At 60.6% G+C, this 21,030-nt stretch carries 19 protein-coding genes; 9 read left to right on the forward strand and 10 right to left on the reverse strand.

The genetic code is table 11. From position 1 onward, the window contains the following. Positions 1 to 98: 98 nt before the first annotated feature. Both ABIE32_RS13805 and ABIE32_RS13810 read right to left on the reverse strand, forming a co-directional pair. Positions 99 to 1,121: a Bug family tripartite tricarboxylate transporter substrate binding protein gene (locus ABIE32_RS13805; RefSeq protein ID WP_429016976.1), complete on the reverse strand. Its 1,023-nt coding sequence runs from the start codon at positions 1,119 to 1,121 to the stop codon at positions 99 to 101. 140 nt (positions 1,122 to 1,261) lie between these two features. Continuing rightward, entirely contained in the window at positions 1,262 to 1,573 is a 312-nt protein-coding gene (locus ABIE32_RS13810; protein ID WP_429017163.1) for a winged helix-turn-helix transcriptional regulator, read from the reverse strand. 242 nt (positions 1,574 to 1,815) lie between these two features. Here ABIE32_RS13810 and ABIE32_RS13815 point away from each other — a divergent pair, with 242 nt between their 5' ends. Continuing rightward, on the forward strand, positions 1,816 to 2,823 hold the full coding sequence (locus ABIE32_RS13815) for a zinc-dependent alcohol dehydrogenase family protein (RefSeq protein ID WP_224151707.1): 1,008 nt from the start codon (positions 1,816 to 1,818) through the stop codon (positions 2,821 to 2,823). A gap of 120 nt (positions 2,824 to 2,943) precedes the next feature. On the opposite strand, the gene ilvD is transcribed toward ABIE32_RS13815, so the two are convergent. Next, positions 2,944 to 4,809, reverse strand: coding sequence for a dihydroxy-acid dehydratase (ilvD, locus tag ABIE32_RS13820; RefSeq protein WP_429016977.1), 1,866 nt, complete (start codon positions 4,807 to 4,809; stop codon positions 2,944 to 2,946). A gap of 270 nt (positions 4,810 to 5,079) precedes the next feature. Continuing rightward, on the reverse strand, positions 5,080 to 5,319 hold the full coding sequence (locus tag ABIE32_RS13825) for a TIGR04438 family Trp-rich protein (protein ID WP_224151704.1): 240 nt from the start codon (positions 5,317 to 5,319) through the stop codon (positions 5,080 to 5,082). A gap of 97 nt (positions 5,320 to 5,416) precedes the next feature. On the opposite strand from ABIE32_RS13825, the gene ABIE32_RS13830 reads away from it, so the two are divergent. Continuing rightward, the gene (locus tag ABIE32_RS13830; protein WP_224151703.1) at positions 5,417 to 5,722 is read left to right on the forward strand and encodes a c-type cytochrome; all 306 of its coding nucleotides are present in this window, start codon (positions 5,417 to 5,419) and stop codon (positions 5,720 to 5,722) included. Between the two features lie 171 nt (positions 5,723 to 5,893). Here ABIE32_RS13830 and ABIE32_RS13835 read toward each other — a convergent pair whose 3' ends face one another. Further along, positions 5,894 to 6,361, reverse strand: a complete 468-nt coding sequence (locus tag ABIE32_RS13835) for a LapA family protein (protein WP_429016980.1) — start codon at positions 6,359 to 6,361, stop codon at positions 5,894 to 5,896. On the opposite strand from ABIE32_RS13835, the gene ABIE32_RS13840 reads away from it, so the two are divergent. After that, on the forward strand, positions 6,360 to 6,515 hold the full coding sequence (locus tag ABIE32_RS13840) for a hypothetical protein (protein WP_224151701.1): 156 nt from the start codon (positions 6,360 to 6,362) through the stop codon (positions 6,513 to 6,515). The two genes, ABIE32_RS13835 and ABIE32_RS13840, sit on opposite strands and share 2 nt — an antisense overlap. 107 nt (positions 6,516 to 6,622) lie before the next feature. Here ABIE32_RS13840 and acs read toward each other — a convergent pair whose 3' ends face one another. After that, positions 6,623 to 8,623, reverse strand: a complete 2,001-nt coding sequence (acs, locus tag ABIE32_RS13845) for an acetate--CoA ligase (protein WP_429016983.1) — start codon at positions 8,621 to 8,623, stop codon at positions 6,623 to 6,625. A gap of 462 nt (positions 8,624 to 9,085) precedes the next feature. Between acs and ABIE32_RS13850 the strand changes: the two genes are divergently transcribed. The 5 genes from ABIE32_RS13850 (at position 9,086) to proX (ABIE32_RS13870) (ending at position 15,519) form a co-directional block, all read left to right on the forward strand. Next, a complete protein-coding gene (locus ABIE32_RS13850; RefSeq protein WP_224151699.1) occupies positions 9,086 to 9,697 on the forward strand; it encodes a TIGR00645 family protein in 612 nt (203 codons plus the stop codon). 992 nt (positions 9,698 to 10,689) lie between these two features. Further along, positions 10,690 to 11,982, forward strand: coding sequence for a glycine betaine/L-proline ABC transporter ATP-binding protein ProV (gene proV / locus ABIE32_RS13855; protein WP_429016984.1), 1,293 nt, complete (start codon positions 10,690 to 10,692; stop codon positions 11,980 to 11,982). Next, the gene (proW, locus tag ABIE32_RS13860) at positions 11,979 to 13,268 is read left to right on the forward strand and encodes a glycine betaine/L-proline ABC transporter permease ProW (RefSeq protein WP_429016986.1); all 1,290 of its coding nucleotides are present in this window, start codon (positions 11,979 to 11,981) and stop codon (positions 13,266 to 13,268) included. Before proV ends, proW begins: the two co-directional genes overlap by 4 nt. A gap of 151 nt (positions 13,269 to 13,419) precedes the next feature. Beyond that, entirely contained in the window at positions 13,420 to 14,391 is a 972-nt protein-coding gene (gene proX, locus ABIE32_RS13865) for a glycine betaine/L-proline ABC transporter substrate-binding protein ProX (protein WP_429017165.1), read from the forward strand. 117 nt (positions 14,392 to 14,508) lie between these two features. Continuing rightward, complete coding sequence (gene proX, locus ABIE32_RS13870; protein WP_429016988.1) at positions 14,509 to 15,519, forward strand: glycine betaine/L-proline ABC transporter substrate-binding protein ProX; 1,011 nt, start codon at positions 14,509 to 14,511, stop codon at positions 15,517 to 15,519. 54 nt (positions 15,520 to 15,573) lie between these two features. Here the strand turns inward: proX (ABIE32_RS13870) and ABIE32_RS13875 are convergent, their stop codons facing one another. Beyond that, a complete protein-coding gene (locus tag ABIE32_RS13875) occupies positions 15,574 to 17,034 on the reverse strand; it encodes a hypothetical protein (RefSeq protein ID WP_429016990.1) in 1,461 nt (486 codons plus the stop codon). A gap of 109 nt (positions 17,035 to 17,143) precedes the next feature. Here ABIE32_RS13875 and ABIE32_RS13880 point away from each other — a divergent pair, with 109 nt between their 5' ends. Further along, the gene (locus tag ABIE32_RS13880) at positions 17,144 to 17,464 is read left to right on the forward strand and encodes a YkgJ family cysteine cluster protein (RefSeq protein WP_429016992.1); all 321 of its coding nucleotides are present in this window, start codon (positions 17,144 to 17,146) and stop codon (positions 17,462 to 17,464) included. A gap of 35 nt (positions 17,465 to 17,499) precedes the next feature. On the opposite strand, the gene rtcA is transcribed toward ABIE32_RS13880, so the two are convergent. From rtcA to ABIE32_RS13895, 3 genes are all read right to left on the reverse strand, one after another. After that, positions 17,500 to 18,597, reverse strand: a complete 1,098-nt coding sequence (gene rtcA, locus ABIE32_RS13885) for an RNA 3'-terminal phosphate cyclase (RefSeq protein WP_429016993.1) — start codon at positions 18,595 to 18,597, stop codon at positions 17,500 to 17,502. A 126-nt stretch (positions 18,598 to 18,723) separates the two neighbouring features. After that, a complete protein-coding gene (locus ABIE32_RS13890) occupies positions 18,724 to 19,566 on the reverse strand; it encodes a nucleotidyltransferase domain-containing protein (protein WP_429016994.1) in 843 nt (280 codons plus the stop codon). 171 nt (positions 19,567 to 19,737) lie between these two features. Further along, positions 19,738 to 20,955, reverse strand: a complete 1,218-nt coding sequence (locus ABIE32_RS13895) for an RtcB family protein (RefSeq protein WP_429016995.1) — start codon at positions 20,953 to 20,955, stop codon at positions 19,738 to 19,740. Positions 20,956 to 21,030 lie beyond the last annotated feature (75 nt).

Here is a 21,030-nt window from a genome sequence, read left to right on the forward strand (position 1 = left end):
TTCGGCGCGGATTGTAGGCCGTGATAGGGCAAATGACCAGGGGTTTATACGTACATTACCAAATCTTCATGAACGAGCCCGGCACAGGTGCTGCGCGGTCACTCCATCGGAATCCTGCGCTGCTCCACCAATTGCTCCACCTGGCTGCGGGTTTGGGCAATCAACTGAGCGAATTGCGCAGGCGTTCCCCCCAACGGCTGCACGCCGAGCTGCGCCAGGCGTTCGCGCACGGCGGGGGTTTTCAAGGCATCGCGCGCTGCCTGATTCAGCGTATCGACCACATTTTGCGGAGTGCCTGCTGGCGCCACCAGGCCAAACCAGGTGATGGCCAGGCGATTGAGCGCAGGGTAGCCAGCCTCTGCCAGCGTGGGCACCTGCGACAGGGACGGCAGGCGCTGTGGCGCAGCCACCGCAAACGGCACCAGCCTGCCCGACTGCACCAGGCTGCTCGATGACGGGTACTGGTCACTCAGCACCTGCGTCTCACCCGCCAGCGCACTGTTCACCACCGGCCCCTGGCCCTTGTAAGGAATATGGCGCATGCGAATACCCAACTCGGCATTCATCGACTCAGCGATCAAGTGACCAATGGAGCCCACGCCTGCAGAGCCAATCGTGTAGTGATCCGGGCGGGCGCGCATGGTGGCGATGAAACTCTGCAGATCACCGACACCCAGGCTGGGATGCGTGGAGAACACCGAAGGAATCTGGGCCAGCGTGGTGATGGGAGCAAAGTCGCGCAGCGGGTCATGGCGGGCGCTTTTCAGCACCACGGTATTGACGGCCAGGGTACTGATGGTTCCTATGCCAATGGTGTAGCCATCGGGCTGCGCACGTGCCACGGCTTCTGCGCCAATCAGGCCTGCAGCGCCTGCCTTGTTTTCCACCACCACAGGTTGCCCCAACGGGCCGTGCATGGCATCAGCAATGAGGCGAGCCACGATGTCGGTTGACCCACCAGGTGCAAACGGCACCACCAGTTTGACGGGCTGGCGCGGATAGGCAGGCTTGCTTTGCGCCTGTGCATAGCTGGTGGACCATCCCGCCAGAAAGGACAGCACTGCGGCATGGCACAGGAATTGGCGCCGCGCCAAAGGCAGCAGAGGCAGGCGGAAGATCATGGAAGGCAGATTTCAGGGGAGAAGGTGCAACGGAGGCATTATCGCCAAACCTGCAATCAATGACGGCATTACCATTTTGCTATATTTTTAATAGCTATTGACGCATGGTAGGCAAACCTCAATACTCCTTTCGACACAGCTCAGGCCGTGCAGCGCACCTGCATGCTCTCCGCCGGTTCACCCCCCTGGGTTTGTGCATAGCCCAGCCCCCAGTCGCGCATGGCGGTCAGCACAGGCTCCAGGCTGCGCCCCATGTTGGTCAGTGCGTAGTCCACACGTGGCGGCACTTCGGCGTATACGGTACGCGCCACAATGCCAGCCTCTTCCAGTTCGCGCAGCTGCAAGGTCAGCATGCGTTGCGTTACGTTGGGAATGGCGCGCGAAAGCTCACTGAAACGCTTGGTGCCATGCAGCAGGTGGAACAGCACAATGGGCTTCCAGGTGCCACCCATGACCGATAGCGTCACTTCCACTGCGCAACCGCTTTTGCTGTTCAATCGTTTCACCACACCTCCACAGCGTTACATCGCAATCGCCCGATACTAGCCGCAAGCCAATGGACATGCATTACTTACATTTTTAATACTAGACAACAAATATGTTGGTTCTGGCATTGTGAGGCCATGGCTTGCATGATGGCCGGGCGGCTGTGTTGTGCAGCCCTTGCCATCCAAACTGACGAAAGAGGAATTCCATGAAAGCCATGCAACTTGCAGCCCCCGGCGGCCTTGATCGGCTGCAACTGGTCGACTTGCCAGCGCCTGCGGCGCCTCGCGCCGGAGAGATCCAGGTGCGCCTGCACGCCAGCTCACTCAACTACCACGACCTGGCCATCGCTGCCGGTCGTTCGCCAACGGCCGATGGCCGCATCCCCATGGCCGACGGTGCAGGCGTGGTCACCGCCGTGGGCGAAGGGGTGTCCGAATTTGCTGTGGGCGATGCGGTGGTTTCCTGCTTCTTCCCGCTGTGGCAATCGGGCAGGCAGGTGCCATCGACTTTTGCCACCGTGCCTGGCGATGGCGTGGACGGCTTTGCGCGCGAACAGGTCACCATGGCAGCCACCGCCTTTACCCACGCGCCCAAAGGCTATACGCATGAAGAAGCTGCTACGCTGACCACGGCAGGCCTCACCGCCTGGCGCGCCCTGGTGGTGGATGGCCGCCTCGAAGCTGGTCAAACAGTGCTGGTGCTGGGCACTGGCGGGGTGTCGATTTTTGCACTGCAACTGGCCCACGCCATGGGCGCGCGGGTGATTGCCACCACCTCGAGCGCTGCCAAGGCAGAGCGCCTGCGTGCGTTAGGTGCCCATGAAGTCATCAACTACCGCGACCAACCCCAATGGGGCGATGCTGTGCTGGCCGCCACTGGCGGGCGCGGCGCGGACATTGTGGTCGAAGTGGGCGGCCCCGGCACCTTGCCGCAATCCATCCGGGCCTGCACGCCCGGCGGCCACATCGCGTTGATCGGCGTGCTGACCGGCTTTGCCGGCGATGTGCCCACGGTGGAGTTGATGTGCAAGCAGCAGACCCTTCAGGGCCTGATCGTCGGCAGCCGCGAGCACCAGCAGGATCTGGTGCGCGCACTCGACCACCTGGCGCTGCGCCCGGTGATCGACAGCAGCTACCCGCTGGCGCAGATGGCAGATGCGTTTGCACACCAGATCAGCGCGCAACACTTCGGCAAGATCTGCCTGCATTGGTAGTACGCAGGCGAGCGAAGTAACAAGTGCGGTTGGCAGCTTCATGCCTCAAAAGCCGCACAGCGACAAAAAAGCCGCCCCAGACCTTTGCCCGGGGCGGCTTTTCATTGGGAGCGACGACGCTCAGTCCAGCAGTGAGATATCGCGCACCGCGCCCTTGTCTGCAGACGTGACCAGCTTGGCGTAGGCCTTGAGGGCAGTGGACACCTGGCGGGGGCGAGGCTTGGCAGGCTTCCAGCCCAGCGCGTTCTGCGCTTCGCGGCGTTTGGCCAGCTCTTCATCGCTCACCAGCACATCGATGGTGCGGTTGGGAATGTCGATGCGAATCTTGTCGCCGTTCTGCACCAAGCCGATAGCGCCGCCAGCTGCCGCTTCTGGCGAGCAATGGCCGATGGACAGGCCCGAGGTACCGCCCGAGAAACGGCCATCGGTCAACAGCGCGCAGGCTTTGCCCAGGCCCTTGGACTTGATGTAGCTGGTGGGGTAGAGCATCTCCTGCATGCCAGGGCCGCCCTTGGGGCCTTCATAGCGAACAACCACCACATCGCCCGCCTTGACCTTGTCGCTCAGGATGTTCTCCACGGCCTCGTCCTGCGACTCGACCACGTGTGCAGAGCCTTCGAACACCAGGATAGAGTCATCGACACCGGCGGTCTTGACCACGCAGCCATCGAGCGCGATATTGCCACGCAGCACAGCGAGGCCCCCCTCCTTGGAGAAGGCATGCTCGTATGAGCGGATACAGCCCTCGGCGCGGTCCAGATCCAGGCTCGGCCAGCGCGTGCTCTGGCTGAAGGCCACCTGCGTGGGAATGCCTGCGGGGCCCGCCATGTAGAAGGTCCGCACTGCTTCGTCCTGCGTTCGGACGATGTCCCACTGGTCCAGGGCATCCTTCATGGTCTTGGCATGCACCGTGGGTACATCGGTGTGCAGCTTGCCGGCGCGATCGAGCTCGCCGAGGATGGCCATGATGCCCCCTGCGCGATGCACGTCTTCAATGTGGTACTTGTTGGTGTTGGGGGCCACCTTGCACAGCTGCGGCACCGTGCGCGACATGCGGTCGATGTCAGTCATCGTGAAATCGATGCCTGCTTCCTGCGCGATCGCCAGCAGGTGCAGGATGGTGTTGGTCGAGCCGCCCATGGCGATGTCCAGCGTCATGGCATTCTCGAAGGCCTTGAAACCCACCGAGCGCGGCAGCACAGTCTCATCTTCCTGCTCGTAGTAACGCTGGCACAGCTCCACCGCCAGGCGGCCTGCGCGCTTGAAGAGCTGCTCCCGGTCGGAGTGCGTTGCCACCACCGTGCCGTTGCCGGGCAATGCCAGGCCCAGGGCTTCAGCCAGGCAGTTCATGGAATTGGCGGTGAACATGCCCGAGCAGGAGCCGCAGGTGGGGCAGGCCGAGCGCTCGACTTCAGCCACATCCGCGTCACTGACATTGCTGTCTGCAGCCATCACCATGGCGTCGACCAGGTCGAGCTTCTTGATCTGAATCGTCTTGCTGCCATCTGCCGCAGGCACTGCCAGGCGCACCTTGCCTGCTTCCATCGGGCCGCCGGAGACGAACACGACCGGAATGTTCAGGCGCATGGCTGCCATCAGCATGCCAGGGGTAATCTTGTCGCAGTTGGAGATGCACACCATGGCGTCGGCGCAGTGCGCGTTGACCATGTACTCGACCGAATCGGCGATGACTTCGCGGCTGGGCAGCGAATACAGCATGCCGTCGTGGCCCATGGCAATGCCGTCGTCCACGGCAATGGTGTTGAATTCCTTGGCAACTCCGCCTGCGGCCTCGATCTCACGGGCTACGAGCTGGCCCAGGTCCTTCAGGTGCACATGGCCGGGAACGAACTGGGTGAACGAATTGACGACGGCGATGATCGGCTTGGAGAAGTCACCATCCTTCATGCCGGTGGCACGCCACAGCGAGCGGGCGCCGGCCATATTGCGGCCGGCGGTAGAGGTTTTGGAACGGTATGCGGGCATCGTGGTACTCGGGAAAACAGATGATCAATGAGAATAAGCCTGTCTTGCGAAGGGCTGCCTGCGGCGGTAGGCCCGCAGCCAACGGGGCAAGTCGGCGTGAACCTCTTGAGTGCGCGCCAGTGCGGTATCTGATTATGGCGCACTACAAAGCATCTGTATGACGCTCGGGTTCCTTGAATACCCGCCCAAAGACACGCCTCCGTCGGGTGACGCGCAACAAAAAACCGCCCGAAGGCGGTTCTGCATGGCAAAACCGGAGGCGAAGTGGGCCTAGCGGCGGCGCGGCCCCTGCCCCATGGCTTCCTTGGCCTTGGCAATGCGGGCGGCCTTTCTCTGGTCTTCCTTCTCCATCTCCTTGCGTTTGGTGTAGCCAGACCAGTCGGCCCAGGCCCACCATAGAACCGCCAAGGCAAAAGGCGCCAGCACCACGGTCCACGACCAGGCTGCCACCGGGCCGATTTCCAGGTACTTCAGCAACAGAAGCATGATCCCCAGAATCAAAAAATACATTGCAATCCCCTCCTACACATGCAATTGCCCACAGCGGGCATGCTCCAGCGCTGGGAGCATTAGAATGAAATGTACCCCATACCAAGGAGATTGCACGATGAAACGTATTCTGATTGCCACGGCACTGGCCCTGAGCGCCAGTGCCCCTGCGTGGGCAGATCAGGCGCTGGCCCAGTCCAAGAACTGCATGGCTTGCCACTCGGTAGATAAAAAAGTGGTCGGCCCCGCCTTCAAGGACATCGCCAAGAAGTTCGGCGGTCAGGCGGGTGCTGCCGACATGCTGGCACAGAAGATCATGAAGGGCAGCTCCGGCGTTTGGGGCCCCGTGCCCATGCCTGCCAATACGCAGGTGAGCGAGGCAGAAGCCAAGACGCTGGCCAACTGGGTGCTGTCGCTCAAGTAAGCCCTGTGGCATCAGGTGCCCCAGATTCGATTGCTATTCAATAAGTAGCATTCAGCGCTTACCTATCTAGCGCCAGGCAAAAATCAAAGCCACCGCTCGCGGTGGCTTCTTTTATGATCCTTTTGTCAGTCAAAGGCCCCAGGCCGATGGCATGGCGGTCTTAGAACGTGTTTACAGAAGGCTGCGCGATCCCGTATCGTTGTGGCGCATATGGTCTTCCAGTTGCCCCAGATAGGCCGCATTGCTGTTGTCAGACTCCTGTGCGCGGGCAATCAGGTGCGATTCCAGCTCCGCAAGGCGCACCATCAGTGCGGTCTGGCCGTCGGCGTGCTGGCGCTCCAGCACCTGACGCAGTTCAGTGAATCGCGACGCTTCTGCCCTGTCAGCCAGTTCGCGCTGGGCAGCCATTTCCTTGTTGTGGCGGCGCGCCTCCAGCAATACCGAGCCTTGCATCGACAGCACATAGGCCACAAACAGCACGCACAGCAACACCGTCAGCCCCAGCATCAGCACACCCAGGGGCGCATGGATGACCGACAGGCCCAGATTGACCTCAGACGGGGTGGAAAGCGTCTCCCAATTGAGCGCCGCCAGACCGCCGATCAGCACGGCAATGATGAGAAGAAGAATGGTTCGCATGACAGAACATCGTTGTTGTGCAATGCACCAACCTTACCACGCAGCGGGCAATCCCGTCATGTCAGCCAATGGAGCGGTTTGCAAGCGGATGTTTGCTATTGTTTTTGCCTATAAAGCGCTTTCTGGCTGGGCGCTGGAAACCAATTTAGCCTGATTTCTCGTTCGCGGACGCAAAAAAGCCCGGCAAAAGCCGGGCTGCTTGAGAGCAGTTGACGGGGCCTCTTTCAAAAGGAGGCCTTTCGCCACTTCTTGCCTTATAGATTAGTTGTTCTCGGACAACTGATCCAGAATGGCCGGGTTCTCCAGGGTGCTGGTGTCTTGGGTTATGGCTTCACCCTTGGCAATGGAGCGCAGCAGGCGGCGCATGATCTTGCCGCTGCGGGTCTTGGGCAGGTTGTCGCCGAAGCGAATGTCCTTGGGCTTGGCAATGGGGCCGATCTCCTTGGCCACCCAGTCACGCAGTTCCTTGGCAATCTGCTTGGCCTCCTCGCCGGTGGGGCGGGCGCGCTTGAGCACCACGAAGGCGCAGATGGCCTCGCCGGTCATGTCGTCCGGGCGGCCCACCACGGCGGCCTCGGCCACCAGATCGGTTTTGGAGACGAGTGCCGATTCGATCTCCATGGTGCCCATGCGGTGGCCCGACACGTTCAGCACGTCGTCAATACGGCCGGTGATTCGGAAGTAGCCCGTCTTGGCATCGCGCACAGCGCCATCACCTGCCAAGTAGATGCTGCCACCCATCTCTTCAGGGAAATAGGCCTTTTTGAAGCGCTCGGGATCGTTCCAGATCGTGCGGATCATCGACGGCCAGGGTTTGGAGATGACCAGAATGCCGCCCGTGCCGTTGGGCAGTTCCTTGCCGGTCTCATCCACGATCTTGGCCATGATGCCGGGCAGCGGCAAGGTGCAGCTGCCGGGTACCAGCGGCGTCGCCCCAGGCAGCGGGGTGATGACATGGCCGCCGTTTTCAGTCTGCCAGAAGGTATCGACAATCGGGCAGCGCTCGCCACCCACGTTCTTGTAGTACCACATCCAGGCTTCGGGGTTGATGGGCTCGCCCACCGAGCCGAGGATGCGCAGGCTGCCCAGATTCCAGTTTCTGGGGTGTACCTTTGCATCCGAATCGGCGGCCTTGATCAGCGAGCGGATCGCCGTGGGCGCTGTATAGAAGATGCTCACGCCATGGCGCTCGATCATCTGCCAGAAACGGCCTGCGTCCGGGTAGGTAGGCACACCCTCGAACACCACCTGGGTAGCGCCTGCGGCAAGCGGGCCATAGGCGATATAGGTGTGGCCGGTGATCCAGCCGATGTCAGCCGTGCACCAGAAAACGTCAGATGGTTTGAGATCGAACGTCCACTCCATCGTCATCTTCGCCCACAGCACATAGCCGCCCGAAGCATGCTGCACCCCTTTGGGCTTGCCGGTGGAGCCACTGGTGTAAAGGATGAAGAGCGGGTGCTCTGCATTCACCGGTACGGGCGCGCAATCGCTGCTCTGGCCGTCCAGCGCCTCGGCAAAGGTCACATCGCGGCCTTCCACCTTGTTCCAGGCCGATGCGGTGCGCTCGAACACCAGCACCTTTTTCACCGATTCGCAGCTGCCCATGGCGAGCGCATCGTCCACAATCGCCTTGAGCGGCAATTCCTTGCCGCCACGCATCTGGTAGTTGGCCGTGACGATGACCACGGCGCCCGCGTCGATCACGCGCTCGTTCACCGCCTTGGCCGAGAAGCCGCCAAACACCACCGAGTGCGTGGCGCCAATGCGGGCACAGGCCTGCATGGCCACAATGCCTTCGACCGTCATCGGCATGTAGATCAGCACCCGGTCGCCCTTTTGCACGCCCTGGGCCTTGAGCGCATTGGCAAACGCACCCACGCGTGCCAGCAGCTCCTTGTAAGTGACCTTGGTGACTGCACCGTCGTCGGCTTCGAAAATGATGGCCGTCTTTTGCTCGACCGGCGTGCCGATGTGCCTGTCCAGGCAGTTGGCGCTGACGTTCAGCTCGCCATCATGGAACCACTTGAAGAACGGCGGGTTGCTCTGGTCCAGCACCTGGGTGAAGGGCTTGGTCCACTGCACATGCTCCTTGGCACGCTTGGCCCAGAAGCCTTCAAAATCCTGCTCGGCCTCCTGGCACAGCGCATGGTACGCATCCATGCTGCCGATACGGGCCGTGGCCGACACCGATGCAGGCGGCGGGAACACGCGGTTTTCTACCAATACGGATTCAATCGTTCCTTGGGAATTTGCGGTCATTGCTTTGTCTCCTTTGTAACCATTGTAGGTATGAAACTCGCCGCTACTGTGGACCCTCGCACTTACAAGCATCTGACAAGCAGTGACTGCGCGGGAGTTTGGCTTTCACTGCAATCGCTGCAGGATTCGTTTATTCGCATTTAGCTCATTTTTTGATAGCTATCAGCGCTTTTCCATATGAGAGAAATGCCCATTCCCTGGTACAGGTGGAATGCACCACCTCTCATGCGCGCGGACGACGTTCTCCCCTGCATTCCCGAGGGCAAGCAGCACATTTCTTGGCCACCGCCTCGTCGCGCTCGCTACAATGCGCGACGCTCTTTTGCTGCATGTCCCAGCGGGCATGGACTGGCAGTACCAGGCCACGAGACTCGCGCCTTGCGCGCCGCCCGCTGCCACAACCATTCATTTCACCGTTCAGGCAGGCGAAGGAAGTTATTCGCAACTTCGAACCACCGCTCCATGTCTCTTCCCGAAAACGCTCCCCTGCGCCCCTTGCCAGCGATCATTTTTGCCAGCCGCTGGTTACAGTTGCCGCTGTACCTGGGCCTCATCGCCGCCCAACTGGTCTATGTCTGGCATTTCCTCGTCGAGTTGCTCCATCTGGTGGAGGCCGTTTTCGGCAACCAGGAGGCGCTGCGCATCCTCGTCACCTCCGTCGGCTATTCGCCCGATGTGCAGATCACCTCGCTCAACGAAACCGTGATCATGCTGGTGGTGCTGGGTCTGATCGATGTGGTGATGATCTCGAACCTGCTCATCATGGTGATCGTGGGCGGCTACGAAACCTTTGTGAGCCGCATGCACCTCAACCGCCATCCCGACCAGCCCGAATGGCTGGGCCATGTGAATGCATCGGTGCTCAAGGTCAAATTAGGCCTGTCCATCATCGGCATCAGCTCTATCCATCTGCTCAAGACCTTCATCAACGCCGCCAACTACAGCGAGAAGGTACTGATGTGGCAGACCATCATCCATGTGGTCTTCCTGCTGTCGGCCCTCGCCATCGCCTGGACGGATCGCATCCTGCACCCCGCAGCAGGCCACACCCATGGAGCGAAAGACGGGCATTGAACGACTGCACCACATTGCCCACGCCCCGAAAGCCCCGCCCGCCGGGGCTTTTTTGCGCCCAGAGGCCGGGCACATTGCTGCCGACGCAGCCAATTGCGTCAACGCGCTGTCAATTTGCAGCAAAAGACATCTTTGACTGAGCAAGCTAGGCCATCCGCCGGCAACCGCCAAAAATTGCGTTTCGGCAGTTCCACATTTTGATTTTTTTGTAACGAAATTATTCTTTAAATGTTACAAAATTCACAACACCCGGTATCGGCCGATCCGACCATATAGCGTCAAAAAGAACTACAAAAAAGATAGCGGTTCTGAAAAACGTACGCACCGCTCCACCACCGAAATGGACCGGAATTACCCCGGATGAAACCATCATCCTTTGATTTCTTTATCTCAAATCCGTATACTAAAACGATGTTTTACAACCTGCAATGCAGGTAATCCGTGCTGAACAACGTCAGCGTGGATCGTCTCCGTCGGGTCTTCGGCGCCATGCCGAAGTCCGTCTAAAGGCCGGAATGCTTCCGGCCCTGATGCCCCGGCGTGGTGGCCTTTGTACAGTGCCCGCCACGCTCGCGTGATTGGAAGTCCTCCTGACCGGACCTCTTCCAATGCGCACGAGAGACCCTGTACCCGGGCTCGACCCTGAAGCAGCGCAACTGGCGCCTTTTGGCTTCTGGCATGCACGCCCGGTACAGGCAGAAATTGTTGGTCACTATGTGTCCCGCCCCTCACCACGAGGGCTTGCCCAGCTGGCGCCATCTGCGCTGGCGGGCGGAGCTGTCGGCATCAGGGTTTGGCTTTCACGGTCCCGTGCCGGGTCCGCGCGCTGCTGCGCGCACCCAGCAATGTGCAACTTCATACAAGCCGCTTACGCCTTTTCATAGATCGCAGATCACGGATTTGCTTTTGTTTCACCATCGCCCCCCGCGCTGAACGGGGCCGTGCGTTGGCGCAATCTGGCGCAAGCAGCTTCTGACAAGGGAGGTGCCTCTATGGCCAAACAAATCCGTATCGAGCATGTGTTCAAGGTGTTCGGTGATTCCCCCAAGCTTGCGCTGGATCTTGTGCGCAAGGGCGCCAGCAAGCAAGAAGTGATGGAGCAGACCGGCCAGTCGATTGGCGTGTTTGATGCCAACTTCACCATCGAAGCCGGCGAGACTTTTGTCGTCATGGGCCTGTCAGGCTCGGGCAAGTCCACGCTGGTACGCATGCTCAACCGCCTGATCGAACCTACCAGTGGCGCCATCGTGGTCGACGGCCAGGACATCAACAAACTGGGCGACCGCGAGTTGCGTGCCTTGCGCCGCAAGGACATCAGCATGGTGTTCCAGAGCTTTGCGCTGATGCCGCACCTGACCGTGCTGGACAACACCGCCTTCGGCCTGGAGCTGGCTGGCGTGGGACGCCAGGAGCGCCTTGCCGCCGCCGAGCAGGCCCTGGAACAGGTAGGCCTGGCTGGCTGGGGCGCGAGCTACCCGGACGAGCTCTCGGGCGGCATGCAGCAGCGCGTGGGCCTGGCCCGGGCACTGGCCTCCGACCCCGCCATCCTGCTGATGGACGAGGCGTTCTCCGCGCTCGACCCCATCATCCGCACCGAGATGCAGTCCGAGCTGATGCGCCTGCAGGAGGTCAAGCGTCGCACCATCGTGTTCATCTCGCACGATCTGGACGAGGCCATGCGCATTGGCGATCGCATCGCCATCATGAAGGACGGTCAGGTACAGCAGGTGGGCACACCGGACGAGATTCTGCGCAACCCCGCCAACGACTATGTGCGGGCCTTCATTCAGGGCGTTGATGCAGCCGCCGTGTTCAAGGCAGGCGATATTGCACGCCGCGCGATCACCATCGTCAAGGAGAGCGACCAGCGCGGTGCCCGCGCGGCGTTGCAGCTGCTGCAGGACGAAGACCGCGACTTCGCTTACATCGTCTCGCCCCGCAAGCAGTACCTGGGCACGGTGTCCGCCGATTCGCTGCGCGGCGCGCTGCAAGGCCATGTCGGCCCGCTGGGCCTGCAGAACGCCTACCTGGACAAGGTGGAACCGATTGCCGCCGATGCGCTGGTGGCCAATCTGTTCGGCCAGGTGGCGCAAGCCCCCTGTCCGCTGCCCGTCCTGCAAGCCGATGGCCGGTTTGCCGGCGTGATCAGCAAGAACACCTTGCTGCGCTTCCTGGATCGGGACACCCCTCCAGTGCCGCCCACCGACCCTGCCGTGCTTGCCGCGCAGGTAGCCACCGCCACGACCGCTGAAACCCACAACAACGAGAACAGGATTGCCGCATGAGTAAAGCCCCCATCACCATCGCCCAGAACACTGCCAGCGACCCGTGGGCAGACACCATGTCCAGCACCGAAACCGCAGCTCCCTGGACCGGCAACGCCGCCAGCCCGGCCGCCGATGCCGCTGGAGCAGCAGCCTCCACCGCCAACAGTGCCAGCAGTGACCCCTGGGTCGCCGTAGGCGAAGTCTCGGGCAATACCGACTGGCTTGGCGGCCCGGATGCAGTTGCCAATGCCGTCACGGGCGCTGCGCAGGCGGCTGACCCATCGCACGCCGTGCAGGCGGCGCAACAGGTGCAGGACAGCGGTTTTTCGCTACACCAGCTGTGGGACGGCAGCCTGCCGGTGCAGGACTGGATCAACAGCGGCCTGACCTGGGTAGTGGCGCATTTCCGCCCCTTCTTCCAGGCCGTGCGCGTACCGATTGACGGAACGCTCAATGGCGTGGAACACCTGCTCACCGCCATTCCCATGGTCGCGATGATTGCCATCCTGTCCCTGGTGGCATGGCAGTTTGCCGGCGGCGCCCTGGCCATTGGGGCCATCGTGTCGCTGCTGATCGTCGGCATGCTGGGTATCTGGCATGAGGCCATGGTCACGCTGTCGCTGGTTCTGACCTCGCTCGCCTTCTGCATCATCATTGGCTTGCCGCTGGGCATCCTGCTGGCAAGCAGCGACCGTGCGCAGAAGTTCTTCCGCCCCGTGCTGGACGCCATGCAGACCACCCCCGCCTTCGTCTACCTGGTACCCGTGGTGATGCTGTTTGGCATTGGCAACGTGCCTGGCGTGGTGGTCACCATCGTATTTGCGCTGCCGCCGCTCGTCCGCTTGACCAACCTCGGCATCCGCCAGGTGCGGCCCGATCTGATCGAGGCCAGCCGCGCCTATGGCGCCTCGCCAATGCAGCTGCTGTGGAAGGTACAGCTGCCGCTCGCCATGCCATCGATCATGGCCGGTATCAACCAGGCGCTGATGCTGTCGCTGTCGATGGTGGTGATCGCCTCGATGATTGCAGTAGGGGGCCTGGGCCAGATGGTGCTGCGCGGAATTGGCCGCCTGGACATGGGCCTGGCCACCGTGGGCGGCCTGGGCATCGTGCTGCTGGCCATCCTGCTCGACCGCATTACCCAGGCCATGGGCCAGCCCCGACGTGGCGTGCGCCACTGGTGGCAGACGGGCCCCGTCGGCCTGGTGGCACGCAGCCTGCGCAAGACGGAAGCGGTTGCACCAGTTGCACCTGCAAACGCAACACAGGGCACGCACCAGCCCCAGCCAGCGGCTGCGCACTGAGCACACATTCCACTCATTTATAAAAACCACCGCCTGCGCTTTTCTATAAAGCGCAGGCAGCTATTAAAAAAGGAGCATCATGTTTCAACACTCTCCCCTCACAACAGCGCTGCGCAACACCCGCACCATCCTCACCAGCAGCCTGCTTGCCATGGGCCTGGCCGCAGGCACCGGTGCTCAGGCACAGGAATTGCCAGGCAAAGGCGTTCAGGTGCAGCCGCTGCAAAGCTCGATTACCGAAGAGACCTTTCAGACCCTGCTGGTAAGCAAGGCACTCCAGAAACTGGGTTATGACGTGCAGCCCATCCGCGAAGTGGAGTACGCCACCGCCCACGTGGCCATTGCCAACGGCGATGCCACCTTCATGGCCGACCACTGGGATCCGCTGCATGCCGAGTTCTACAAGAACGCAGGAGGCGCCGCCAAGCTCTACCGAGAAGGCGAGTACTCCACCAGCGCCGTGCAGGGTTACCTGATCGACAAGAAAACCGCCGATGCCCACAACATCACCAATATCGAACAGCTCAAGGATCCCAAGATTGCGGCGCTGTTCGACACCAATGGCGATGGCAAGGCCGATCTGACCGGCTGCACGCCCGGCTGGGGCTGTGAAGGCGCCATCGAGCACCAACTCTCAGCCTACAAGCTGCGCGACACCGTCACCCACGTACAGGGAGCCTACGCGGCGCTGATGGCCGACACCATCACGCGCTACAAATCGGGCAAGCCTATCCTCTACTACACCTGGACGCCATACTGGGTGAGCGCCGAGCTGCGCCCAGGCCGCGACGTGGTCTGGCTGCAGGTACCCTTTACCGCGCTGCCGGGTGATCAGGCGCAAACCAAGACGGCACTGCCCAATGGCAAGAACTACGGCTTTCCGCTGAACACGCAGAAGATCGTTGCCAACAAACGCTTTACCGACGCCAACCCCGCGGCGGCCAAGCTGTTTTCCCTCATGAAGCTGCCCGTGGCCGACATCAACGCGCAGAACCTGGCGATGAAGGACGGCCAGAACAAGCCTGCCGATATCGAGCGCCATGCCGATGGCTGGATCAAGGCCCACCAGCAGCTCTTTGACGGCTGGATCGAACAGGCCAAGGCAGCAGCCACCTCCAAATAATTCTTCGCTTCCGAGCGGCACCGTGTGTGCCGCTTTTTCATGCCCACCGGGCCCAGGCCACTGGGTTCGAATGGCCTGCATCAGCTCGCCAAGGGCAACATTCATCCAAGGAGAACCATGAACCAACACAACACCCGCCGCACCGCCCTGACAGGCATCGTCGCTGCCTTGCTGCTGAGCACGACTGCCCATGCCCAGGCACAGAATCTACCGGGCAAGGGCGTGGACGCCCTCCCGCTCCTGGGCACCGTCGATGAAGAAATGTTCCAGACCCTGATCGTTTCGCGCGCACTCGAAAAGCTGGGCTACAGCGTCAAGGCTCCCAAGGGTCTTGAAAACGGCACCGAACACGTGGTGGTGGCCCAGGGCGATGCCACCTTCATGGCCAACCACTGGATTCCGCTGCACCAGAGCTTTTACGACCGCAACGGCGGCGCCAAGGTGTTCTACCGCGAAGGCGTGTTCTCCACCAATGCGGCGCAGGGCTATCTGATCGACAAAGCCACGGCTGACAAATACAAGATCACCGACATCATGCAGCTCAAGGATCCCAAGATCGCCAAGCTGTTTGACACCGATGGCGACGGCAAGGCAGACCTGACCGGCTGCAATCCCGGCTGGGGTTGCGAGCTGGCCATCAACAAACACCTCAAGGGCCTGGGTCTGGAAGGCAGCGTCACCCACAGGCAAGGCAACTACGCCGCCCTGATTGCTGACACCATTGCGCGCTACCAGTCCGGCAAACCGGTGCTCTACTATGTGTGGACGCCCTACTGGGTCAACGGGGTGCTCCAGCCGGGCAAGGACGTGGTATGGCTGCAGGTGCCCAACATCCCTGGCGCCCAGGGCGATGACGACACCCGCCTGCCCAACGGCAAGAACTATGGCTTCAAGGTGAACAACCAGTACATCCTGGCCAACAAGAAATGGACCGATGCCAACCCTGCGGCAGCCAAGCTGTTTGCCATTATGCAAGTGCCTATTGAAGACATCACCGCCCAGAATCTGCTGATGCGCAATGGCGAGAACAAGACCGCCGACATCGACCGCCATGTGGACAGCTGGATCAAGAAGAACCAGGCCAGGTTTGATGGCTGGGTGAAGGAGGCGGCTGCAGCCGTTAAATAATCTACTCGCCTGGAAAAAGCCCTCTGCAAGTTTGCAGGGGGCTTTTTTACCACGCTAATGGCTATCGCCAACCAGACGCGTCAAGGTCACCCAACCTTCTGAATCGATGTGGGCACTTGCCGAAGTCGTGGTCTGCATCAGCCAACGCTTACGACGGTCTACCAGGGCCACAGCACGGATGGAAAAATCAGGCACATCTCCCATGGTCAATATCCCGTCATTTCCAAAGCGCCTATTGAGTGTTCCGTCTGTCAACCACTGCGCCCAAAGATTCGGGCGGTCATAGTTGCTATTGGAAGAGCGCTGTCCGGGGGCCACTCCGGCCATCGCCCCGGAACCATCCACTATACGAACGCCAACTCCTGCCATTTGGTCTGCACGCAATCCTTGCAGATCGGCAATCCCTCGAATGCCATAGTTATCCACCAGATTTCCATCTGTCTGGTACTTCAGCGCCTTCAGCCCATAGCTGCCTGCATTGCTTGTTCCCAATACCACCATCAATGCCTCATCATCCGTCAGCTTTGCATCGTGAACAGACACGTTGGCACCCAACGCCGTCCTTATCGGATTGGGCGCACTCACGCTCGGCAAGCCTGACTCGCTGATTTTTTCGGTACAAAGCCCTATGTCGGCAGAAGGCTGGGAATAGTTGGCGCTGACAGCTGAAACAACCCAAATATTGCCTTGCCTGTCCGCAACCACGCGGCCTTGATTGGTCTGGCAACGCGAATGCACTACACCATTGGTGCCAAACTGGCTGTCCACAGATCCATCTGCCAAATAGCGCATCAGGCTCCAGCTATATATCTGCCCCACCGCATTGGTATTGGATTGCAAAACGAGGTATTTTCCATTCTCCAGAGCCAATCGCTGCCCCGTTACCTGGTTAGCGAGCACACGAATCGCTTCGGGTAACTGTGCGGGATTCAAGCCATCACCAGCGGGGCCTGCATCCAGTTCCCCAGAGCTTTTCAATTTCACCCATACCGTTTTCGAATCTTCGCGCACCCCATCAACAGTACACATCAGCCGAAGACTGCCTGCATATTCATAGTTGCATGGCCGAGACGCATTAATGGATACATAGATTTCACCATCCTCCATCACCTTCAGATATGGTGATATATCTGCGCCCCGAACAGAAATGTCGACGGTTCCGCCACTTCCAAAACTGGAATCCAGCTGCCCATTCTCAAGATACCGATTCACAAACACCGCACTCTTGGGCCGAACCCCAAAGGGGTACTGCTCTACCACTGACGGCCCCAGCTTGCGATACCCCGCGGCAATCAACTTGCCATCGGGCTGCTCGACGATAGCGCTCAATGCTCCGTTAAAAGTTCCCAAAGCAATACGGACATTGCCGCCCTCTCCAAAAGCGGTATCCGCGACCAATGGATTGGGATTGCTTTGATGGGCACTGTCAGAACCACCGCCACCACACGCAGTCGCCAGCAACGCAGCCGCGACTACAGCACCCAGTCGAAATGGCAAAATAGAACGTAGCGCCATACAAACTCCTTTATTGATTGCATAGATAGGCTTATGCCATATCAAGCGAGGTGCATGCAATCACCATGGTCACGCTAGCTCGGGCTTTTCTCGCTTTGTCACAAAACCCATGTCCCACCCTTGCCTTACCTGTGGCGCCTGCTGCGCCAGTTTTCGTGTCGATTTTTCGGTCTATGAATCGGAGATCCATGGTGGGCGTGTACCAGCGAGCCTGGCGGACGAGATCAATGATTCCATCTGCCGCATGCGCGGTACCGACTACGCACGGCCACGCTGTGCAGCACTGACGGGCACGGTGGGCGAACAGGCCGCTTGCGGCATCTACGAATGGCGTCCCTCGCCCTGCCGCGAATTTGCAGCAGGCAGCGAGGCCTGCAACCGGGTGCGCCAAAGGCACGGTCTGCCTGCACTGGAAAGCGGTCTGTACTAGACCGCTTTTTTATCGCTGTTGCTCCTGCAAAGGCTTTACACCGGAGCGATATGCACCACCGGTGCCGATGCCGTTTCGATGGAAATGCGCAACGGCAAGAACTGCTGGATCACGTCCATGTTGCTGCGCAGATGCTCTGTCACCTCGCTGCAGCTGAAGGCCGCGCGCTTTCCGCTTTGCCATACCGCCAGCGCCAGCAGCAGCACCAGTTGGTCAGCCAGGTGTGCGCCCACCGCCGCCTCGGGCTTCTTCTGATAATCGCGCATCTGCTGGCACAGCTTACGTGCTACCGCCTCCGACGACACGCCGTGCGCGCCCAGACAGCTGAACAGCTCCGTGACGTGCGTGTAATACAGGGTGGCCAGCAGAATATTGCCAGGGCCTTCATGCTGACGGGCGGGCAGTTGCTGCATGGCGCTACGATCCCAGCCTGTCAGACGCGCCAGTTCATCCAACTCCCGTGTGGCAACCGCCTTGGGCACTGCGGCGCACACGGCCTCCGCCACCACATGCTGCAGATCGCCCCGCGCCAGCAGATCAAAAGGCTGAAGCGCACCAACTGCAGGCACGATGCGCACCTGCACCTCACCGCCGCCGGCGGGATAGAAGCCAAAGCGGCGCAACTCCATATCGACCCGCGCGCCCAACCGTACCACCAGCGGCGCAAAAGCGCGCTCTACAAAGTGGTAGTTCGGCGCCATCGGGTTGTGCGTACCGCCCGACAAGCACACCACGCTCTCGCTCTGCGCCAGCAACAGCGCGGGCAATACCGTCTGCAGCACCAGCATGGAGCTGCCCGCACCCGAAATGGGAAACTCGTACTCGCCCGCCCGGAGCGCGCGTGGCGCAAAATGCAGCTCGGTAGCGCCTACCGCCACGGGTGACACCTGGGCATCACTGATCGCCTGCGCTGCGTGCACGCAGGCCAGGTGCTGGCGCATCAGACCAGGCTTGGGGCGCTTTGCGCGGATGTTGCGCACCGCCAGCGGCCTTTGCGTGATCACCGACAGCGCCAGCGCTGTGCGCAGAATTTGGCCACCGCCTTCGCCTTGCGAGCCGTCGATTTCGACTTGCGGCTCAATCCGCAACACGTCCCGGCCTGCCGCCTTCCATTCGGTACTTATTGTTGACATCGTTCTTGTTCTTTTCTCTTGGTATCTGCTTGGGGCCAAATTGCCCAGCAGGCAGGCCTCTCTAAAATTGCAAGGCTCCATTCCAGAGCCCTGCGTAGCCAGGTGCGTAGCAATGCGCCTCGTACATCAACTGCGGTCATTGCAGCGGGGGTCAAAGTGCAATACCGTATCGTGCAGCAATGCATCCAGATCGGCATGTCCTGCCATTGGCACAGGCTGCACGGGCTCAGCCGCATTGCGCGCCAGCTCGGTCTCGATGAAGGCATGAATTCCGGGCCAGCGTGGACTGGTGGCTGCTTCGCCCGCACGCATCTTGACTTCCAGCAATGCGTTGATTTCAGCAATCAGCGTTGCGTCGCGGGTGGCATCCAGGGTGTGCTGGGCCAGTTCCGCAAAGCGCATGGGCGGCACACCTGGCCGGGCACGAATCCAGCGTGCAGCCAACAAGGGACGCAGCACGTACAAGTACTTCTTGTAGCGCACCTCATCCGCTTGCAGATGTTCGCGAAAGTTCTTCTTGGCCATGCTGGCATAGTGATGCCAGCCTTTGGCGTTGGAAAACACGCGCTGCGCCAACCTGCGGAAGCGGTCCATGACATCTGCCTCCTCCCGATAGACGATGGGCGAGCCCAGCCACTCCAGTAGCGTGGGGTTGGATTCGCGCAGCAACGCAAGCGCCTTGCGCAAATCCCAGCCGTTCACATCCAGCTCACCGCTGATCGGCAGCTCGATAACGTCTCGGCCCGGTGCCACCGTCAAGTACCAGGGCAGCCGGTGAACGTAGATGAATCGCACGTCGTAGTCGCTGTCAGGCGAGGCAAAACCCCAGCCACGGCTGCCGGATTCGCAGGCAAACAATACGGTCACCTTGTGTTCCGCTTCTATACGGCGCAAGCTCTCCAATACCTCGATGCGCATGGACGCCCCCACGGGGTGCGCAGAATGCAGCAGTTCTCTTTCTTCGCACATCAAACAACCTCCAGCGTTTATTCCTGAAACGCACACAGCCACCAAATATATAGATATAGCGAGATCAAATTTACAGAAGAGGTTCAGACGAGACGCATCCCACGGCTGAGCGGCAGCCAGCGCTGAAGCTGCCGCCTTTCATCACAAAAAGCGGCAGCACGACCCTGGCCCTCACCCCTTCACACACACCACCTGTTTGAGCGTGTACACCACTTCCACCAGGTCGTTCTGTGCAGCCATCACCGCGTCGATATCCTTGTAGGCCATCGGGATCTCGTCGATCACGTCGGCGTCCTTACGGCATTCCACGCCTTCGGTGGCTCGCACCTGGTCTTCCACGGTGAATAACTTCTTGGCCTTGTTACGGCTCATGGTGCGGCCCGCACCATGGCTGCAGCTGTTGAAGCTTTCGGGGTTCCCCTTTCCACGCACGATGAAGCTCTTGGCGCCCATGCTTCCGGGAATGATGCCCAGCTCACCGGCCCGCGCACTCACCGCGCCCTTGCGGGTTACAAACACCTCTTCGCCAAAGTGCGTTTCGCGTTGCACGTAGTTGTGGTGGCAGTTCACCGCTTCCAAGTGCGTTTCGAACGGCTTGGTGATCACCTTCTTGAGCGCGTTGATCACGCGGATCATCATCACCTCGCGGTTGGCGCGCGCAAACTTCTGCGCCCAACCGACCGCCTTCACATAGTCACCAAAGTAGGCTGCGCCTTCTTCGAAGTACGCCAGATCCTGGTCAGGCAGGTTGCGCTGGTGCAGCTCGGCATCCTTTTTCGCCAGCTCGATGAAGTGGGTGCCGATGGCGTTACCCACCCCGCGCGAACCCGAATGCAGCATGATCCACACCGACTGGTTTTCATCCAGGCACACTTCAATGAAGTGGTTGCCGGTACCCAGCGTTCCCAGGTGCTTGTAGTTGTTGGTGTTCTTGATGCGCGGGTGCACCTCGCAGATTTCCTCGAACTCCTTGACGAGAACCGTCCAGGCGACATCGGTTTCCTCAGGCGGCGTCTCCCAGCTCCCCTTGTCGCGGCCGTAGCGCTTGGGCGTCATGCCCACGGGCACGGCACGCTCGATGGCAGCGCGAATGGGTGCCAGGTTGTCCGGCAGGTCGCTCGCGGTCAGCGTGGTCTTGCAGGCCATCATTCCGCATCCCAGGTCCACGCCGACGGCCGCCGGAATGATGGCCTTGATGGTGGGTACCACCGAACCAATGGTGGCGCCGATACCCAGGTGCACATCGGGCATCACCGCCACGTGCTTGAACACGACGGGCAGACGCGAGATGTTGGCCAGCTGGTTTTGGGCCTCTGGCTCCACGGGCACGCCGTTGGTCCACATCTTGATCGGCACACCGTTGGGCACTTGCATTTGTTGGTAGGTCATGGTGTTTCCTTTTTCTTGTTTGTCTGGTTCATTGCGGGCCCTGGCCCGGCGGGAAAGCAAGGACCCTGCCTTGCT

The sequence above is a fragment of the Comamonas sp. 4034 genome (genome assembly GCF_050434545.1).
Lineage (GTDB): Bacteria > Pseudomonadota > Gammaproteobacteria > Burkholderiales > Burkholderiaceae_C > Comamonas > Comamonas odontotermitis.

What these genes read in the sequence shown, in the direction of transcription:
- ABIE32_RS13805 (WP_429016976.1), bottom strand. Translation starts at nt 1,121, where the DNA reads ATGATCTTCCGCCTGCCTCTGCTGCCTTTGGCGCGGCGCCAATTCCTG.
- ABIE32_RS13810 (WP_429017163.1), bottom strand. Translation starts at nt 1,573, where the DNA reads ATGGGTGGCACCTGGAAGCCCATTGTGCTGTTCCACCTGCTGCATGGC.
- ABIE32_RS13815 (WP_224151707.1), top strand. Translation starts at nt 1,816, where the DNA reads ATGAAAGCCATGCAACTTGCAGCCCCCGGCGGCCTTGATCGGCTGCAA.
- ilvD (WP_429016977.1), bottom strand. Translation starts at nt 4,809, where the DNA reads ATGCCCGCATACCGTTCCAAAACCTCTACCGCCGGCCGCAATATGGCC.
- ABIE32_RS13825 (WP_224151704.1), bottom strand. Translation starts at nt 5,319, where the DNA reads ATGTATTTTTTGATTCTGGGGATCATGCTTCTGTTGCTGAAGTACCTG.
- ABIE32_RS13830 (WP_224151703.1), top strand. Translation starts at nt 5,417, where the DNA reads ATGAAACGTATTCTGATTGCCACGGCACTGGCCCTGAGCGCCAGTGCC.
- ABIE32_RS13840 (WP_224151701.1), top strand. Translation starts at nt 6,360, where the DNA reads ATGACAGAACATCGTTGTTGTGCAATGCACCAACCTTACCACGCAGCG.
- ABIE32_RS13835 (WP_429016980.1), bottom strand. Translation starts at nt 6,361, where the DNA reads ATGCGAACCATTCTTCTTCTCATCATTGCCGTGCTGATCGGCGGTCTG.
- acs (WP_429016983.1), bottom strand. Translation starts at nt 8,623, where the DNA reads ATGACCGCAAATTCCCAAGGAACGATTGAATCCGTATTGGTAGAAAAC.
- ABIE32_RS13850 (WP_224151699.1), top strand. Translation starts at nt 9,086, where the DNA reads ATGTCTCTTCCCGAAAACGCTCCCCTGCGCCCCTTGCCAGCGATCATT.
- proV (WP_429016984.1), top strand. Translation starts at nt 10,690, where the DNA reads ATGGCCAAACAAATCCGTATCGAGCATGTGTTCAAGGTGTTCGGTGAT.
- proW (WP_429016986.1), top strand. Translation starts at nt 11,979, where the DNA reads ATGAGTAAAGCCCCCATCACCATCGCCCAGAACACTGCCAGCGACCCG.
- proX (WP_429017165.1), top strand. Translation starts at nt 13,420, where the DNA reads ATGGGCCTGGCCGCAGGCACCGGTGCTCAGGCACAGGAATTGCCAGGC.
- proX (WP_429016988.1), top strand. Translation starts at nt 14,509, where the DNA reads ATGAACCAACACAACACCCGCCGCACCGCCCTGACAGGCATCGTCGCT.
- ABIE32_RS13875 (WP_429016990.1), bottom strand. Translation starts at nt 17,034, where the DNA reads ATGGCGCTACGTTCTATTTTGCCATTTCGACTGGGTGCTGTAGTCGCG.
- ABIE32_RS13880 (WP_429016992.1), top strand. Translation starts at nt 17,144, where the DNA reads ATGTCCCACCCTTGCCTTACCTGTGGCGCCTGCTGCGCCAGTTTTCGT.
- rtcA (WP_429016993.1), bottom strand. Translation starts at nt 18,597, where the DNA reads ATGTCAACAATAAGTACCGAATGGAAGGCGGCAGGCCGGGACGTGTTG.
- ABIE32_RS13890 (WP_429016994.1), bottom strand. Translation starts at nt 19,566, where the DNA reads ATGTGCGAAGAAAGAGAACTGCTGCATTCTGCGCACCCCGTGGGGGCG.
- ABIE32_RS13895 (WP_429016995.1), bottom strand. Translation starts at nt 20,955, where the DNA reads ATGACCTACCAACAAATGCAAGTGCCCAACGGTGTGCCGATCAAGATG.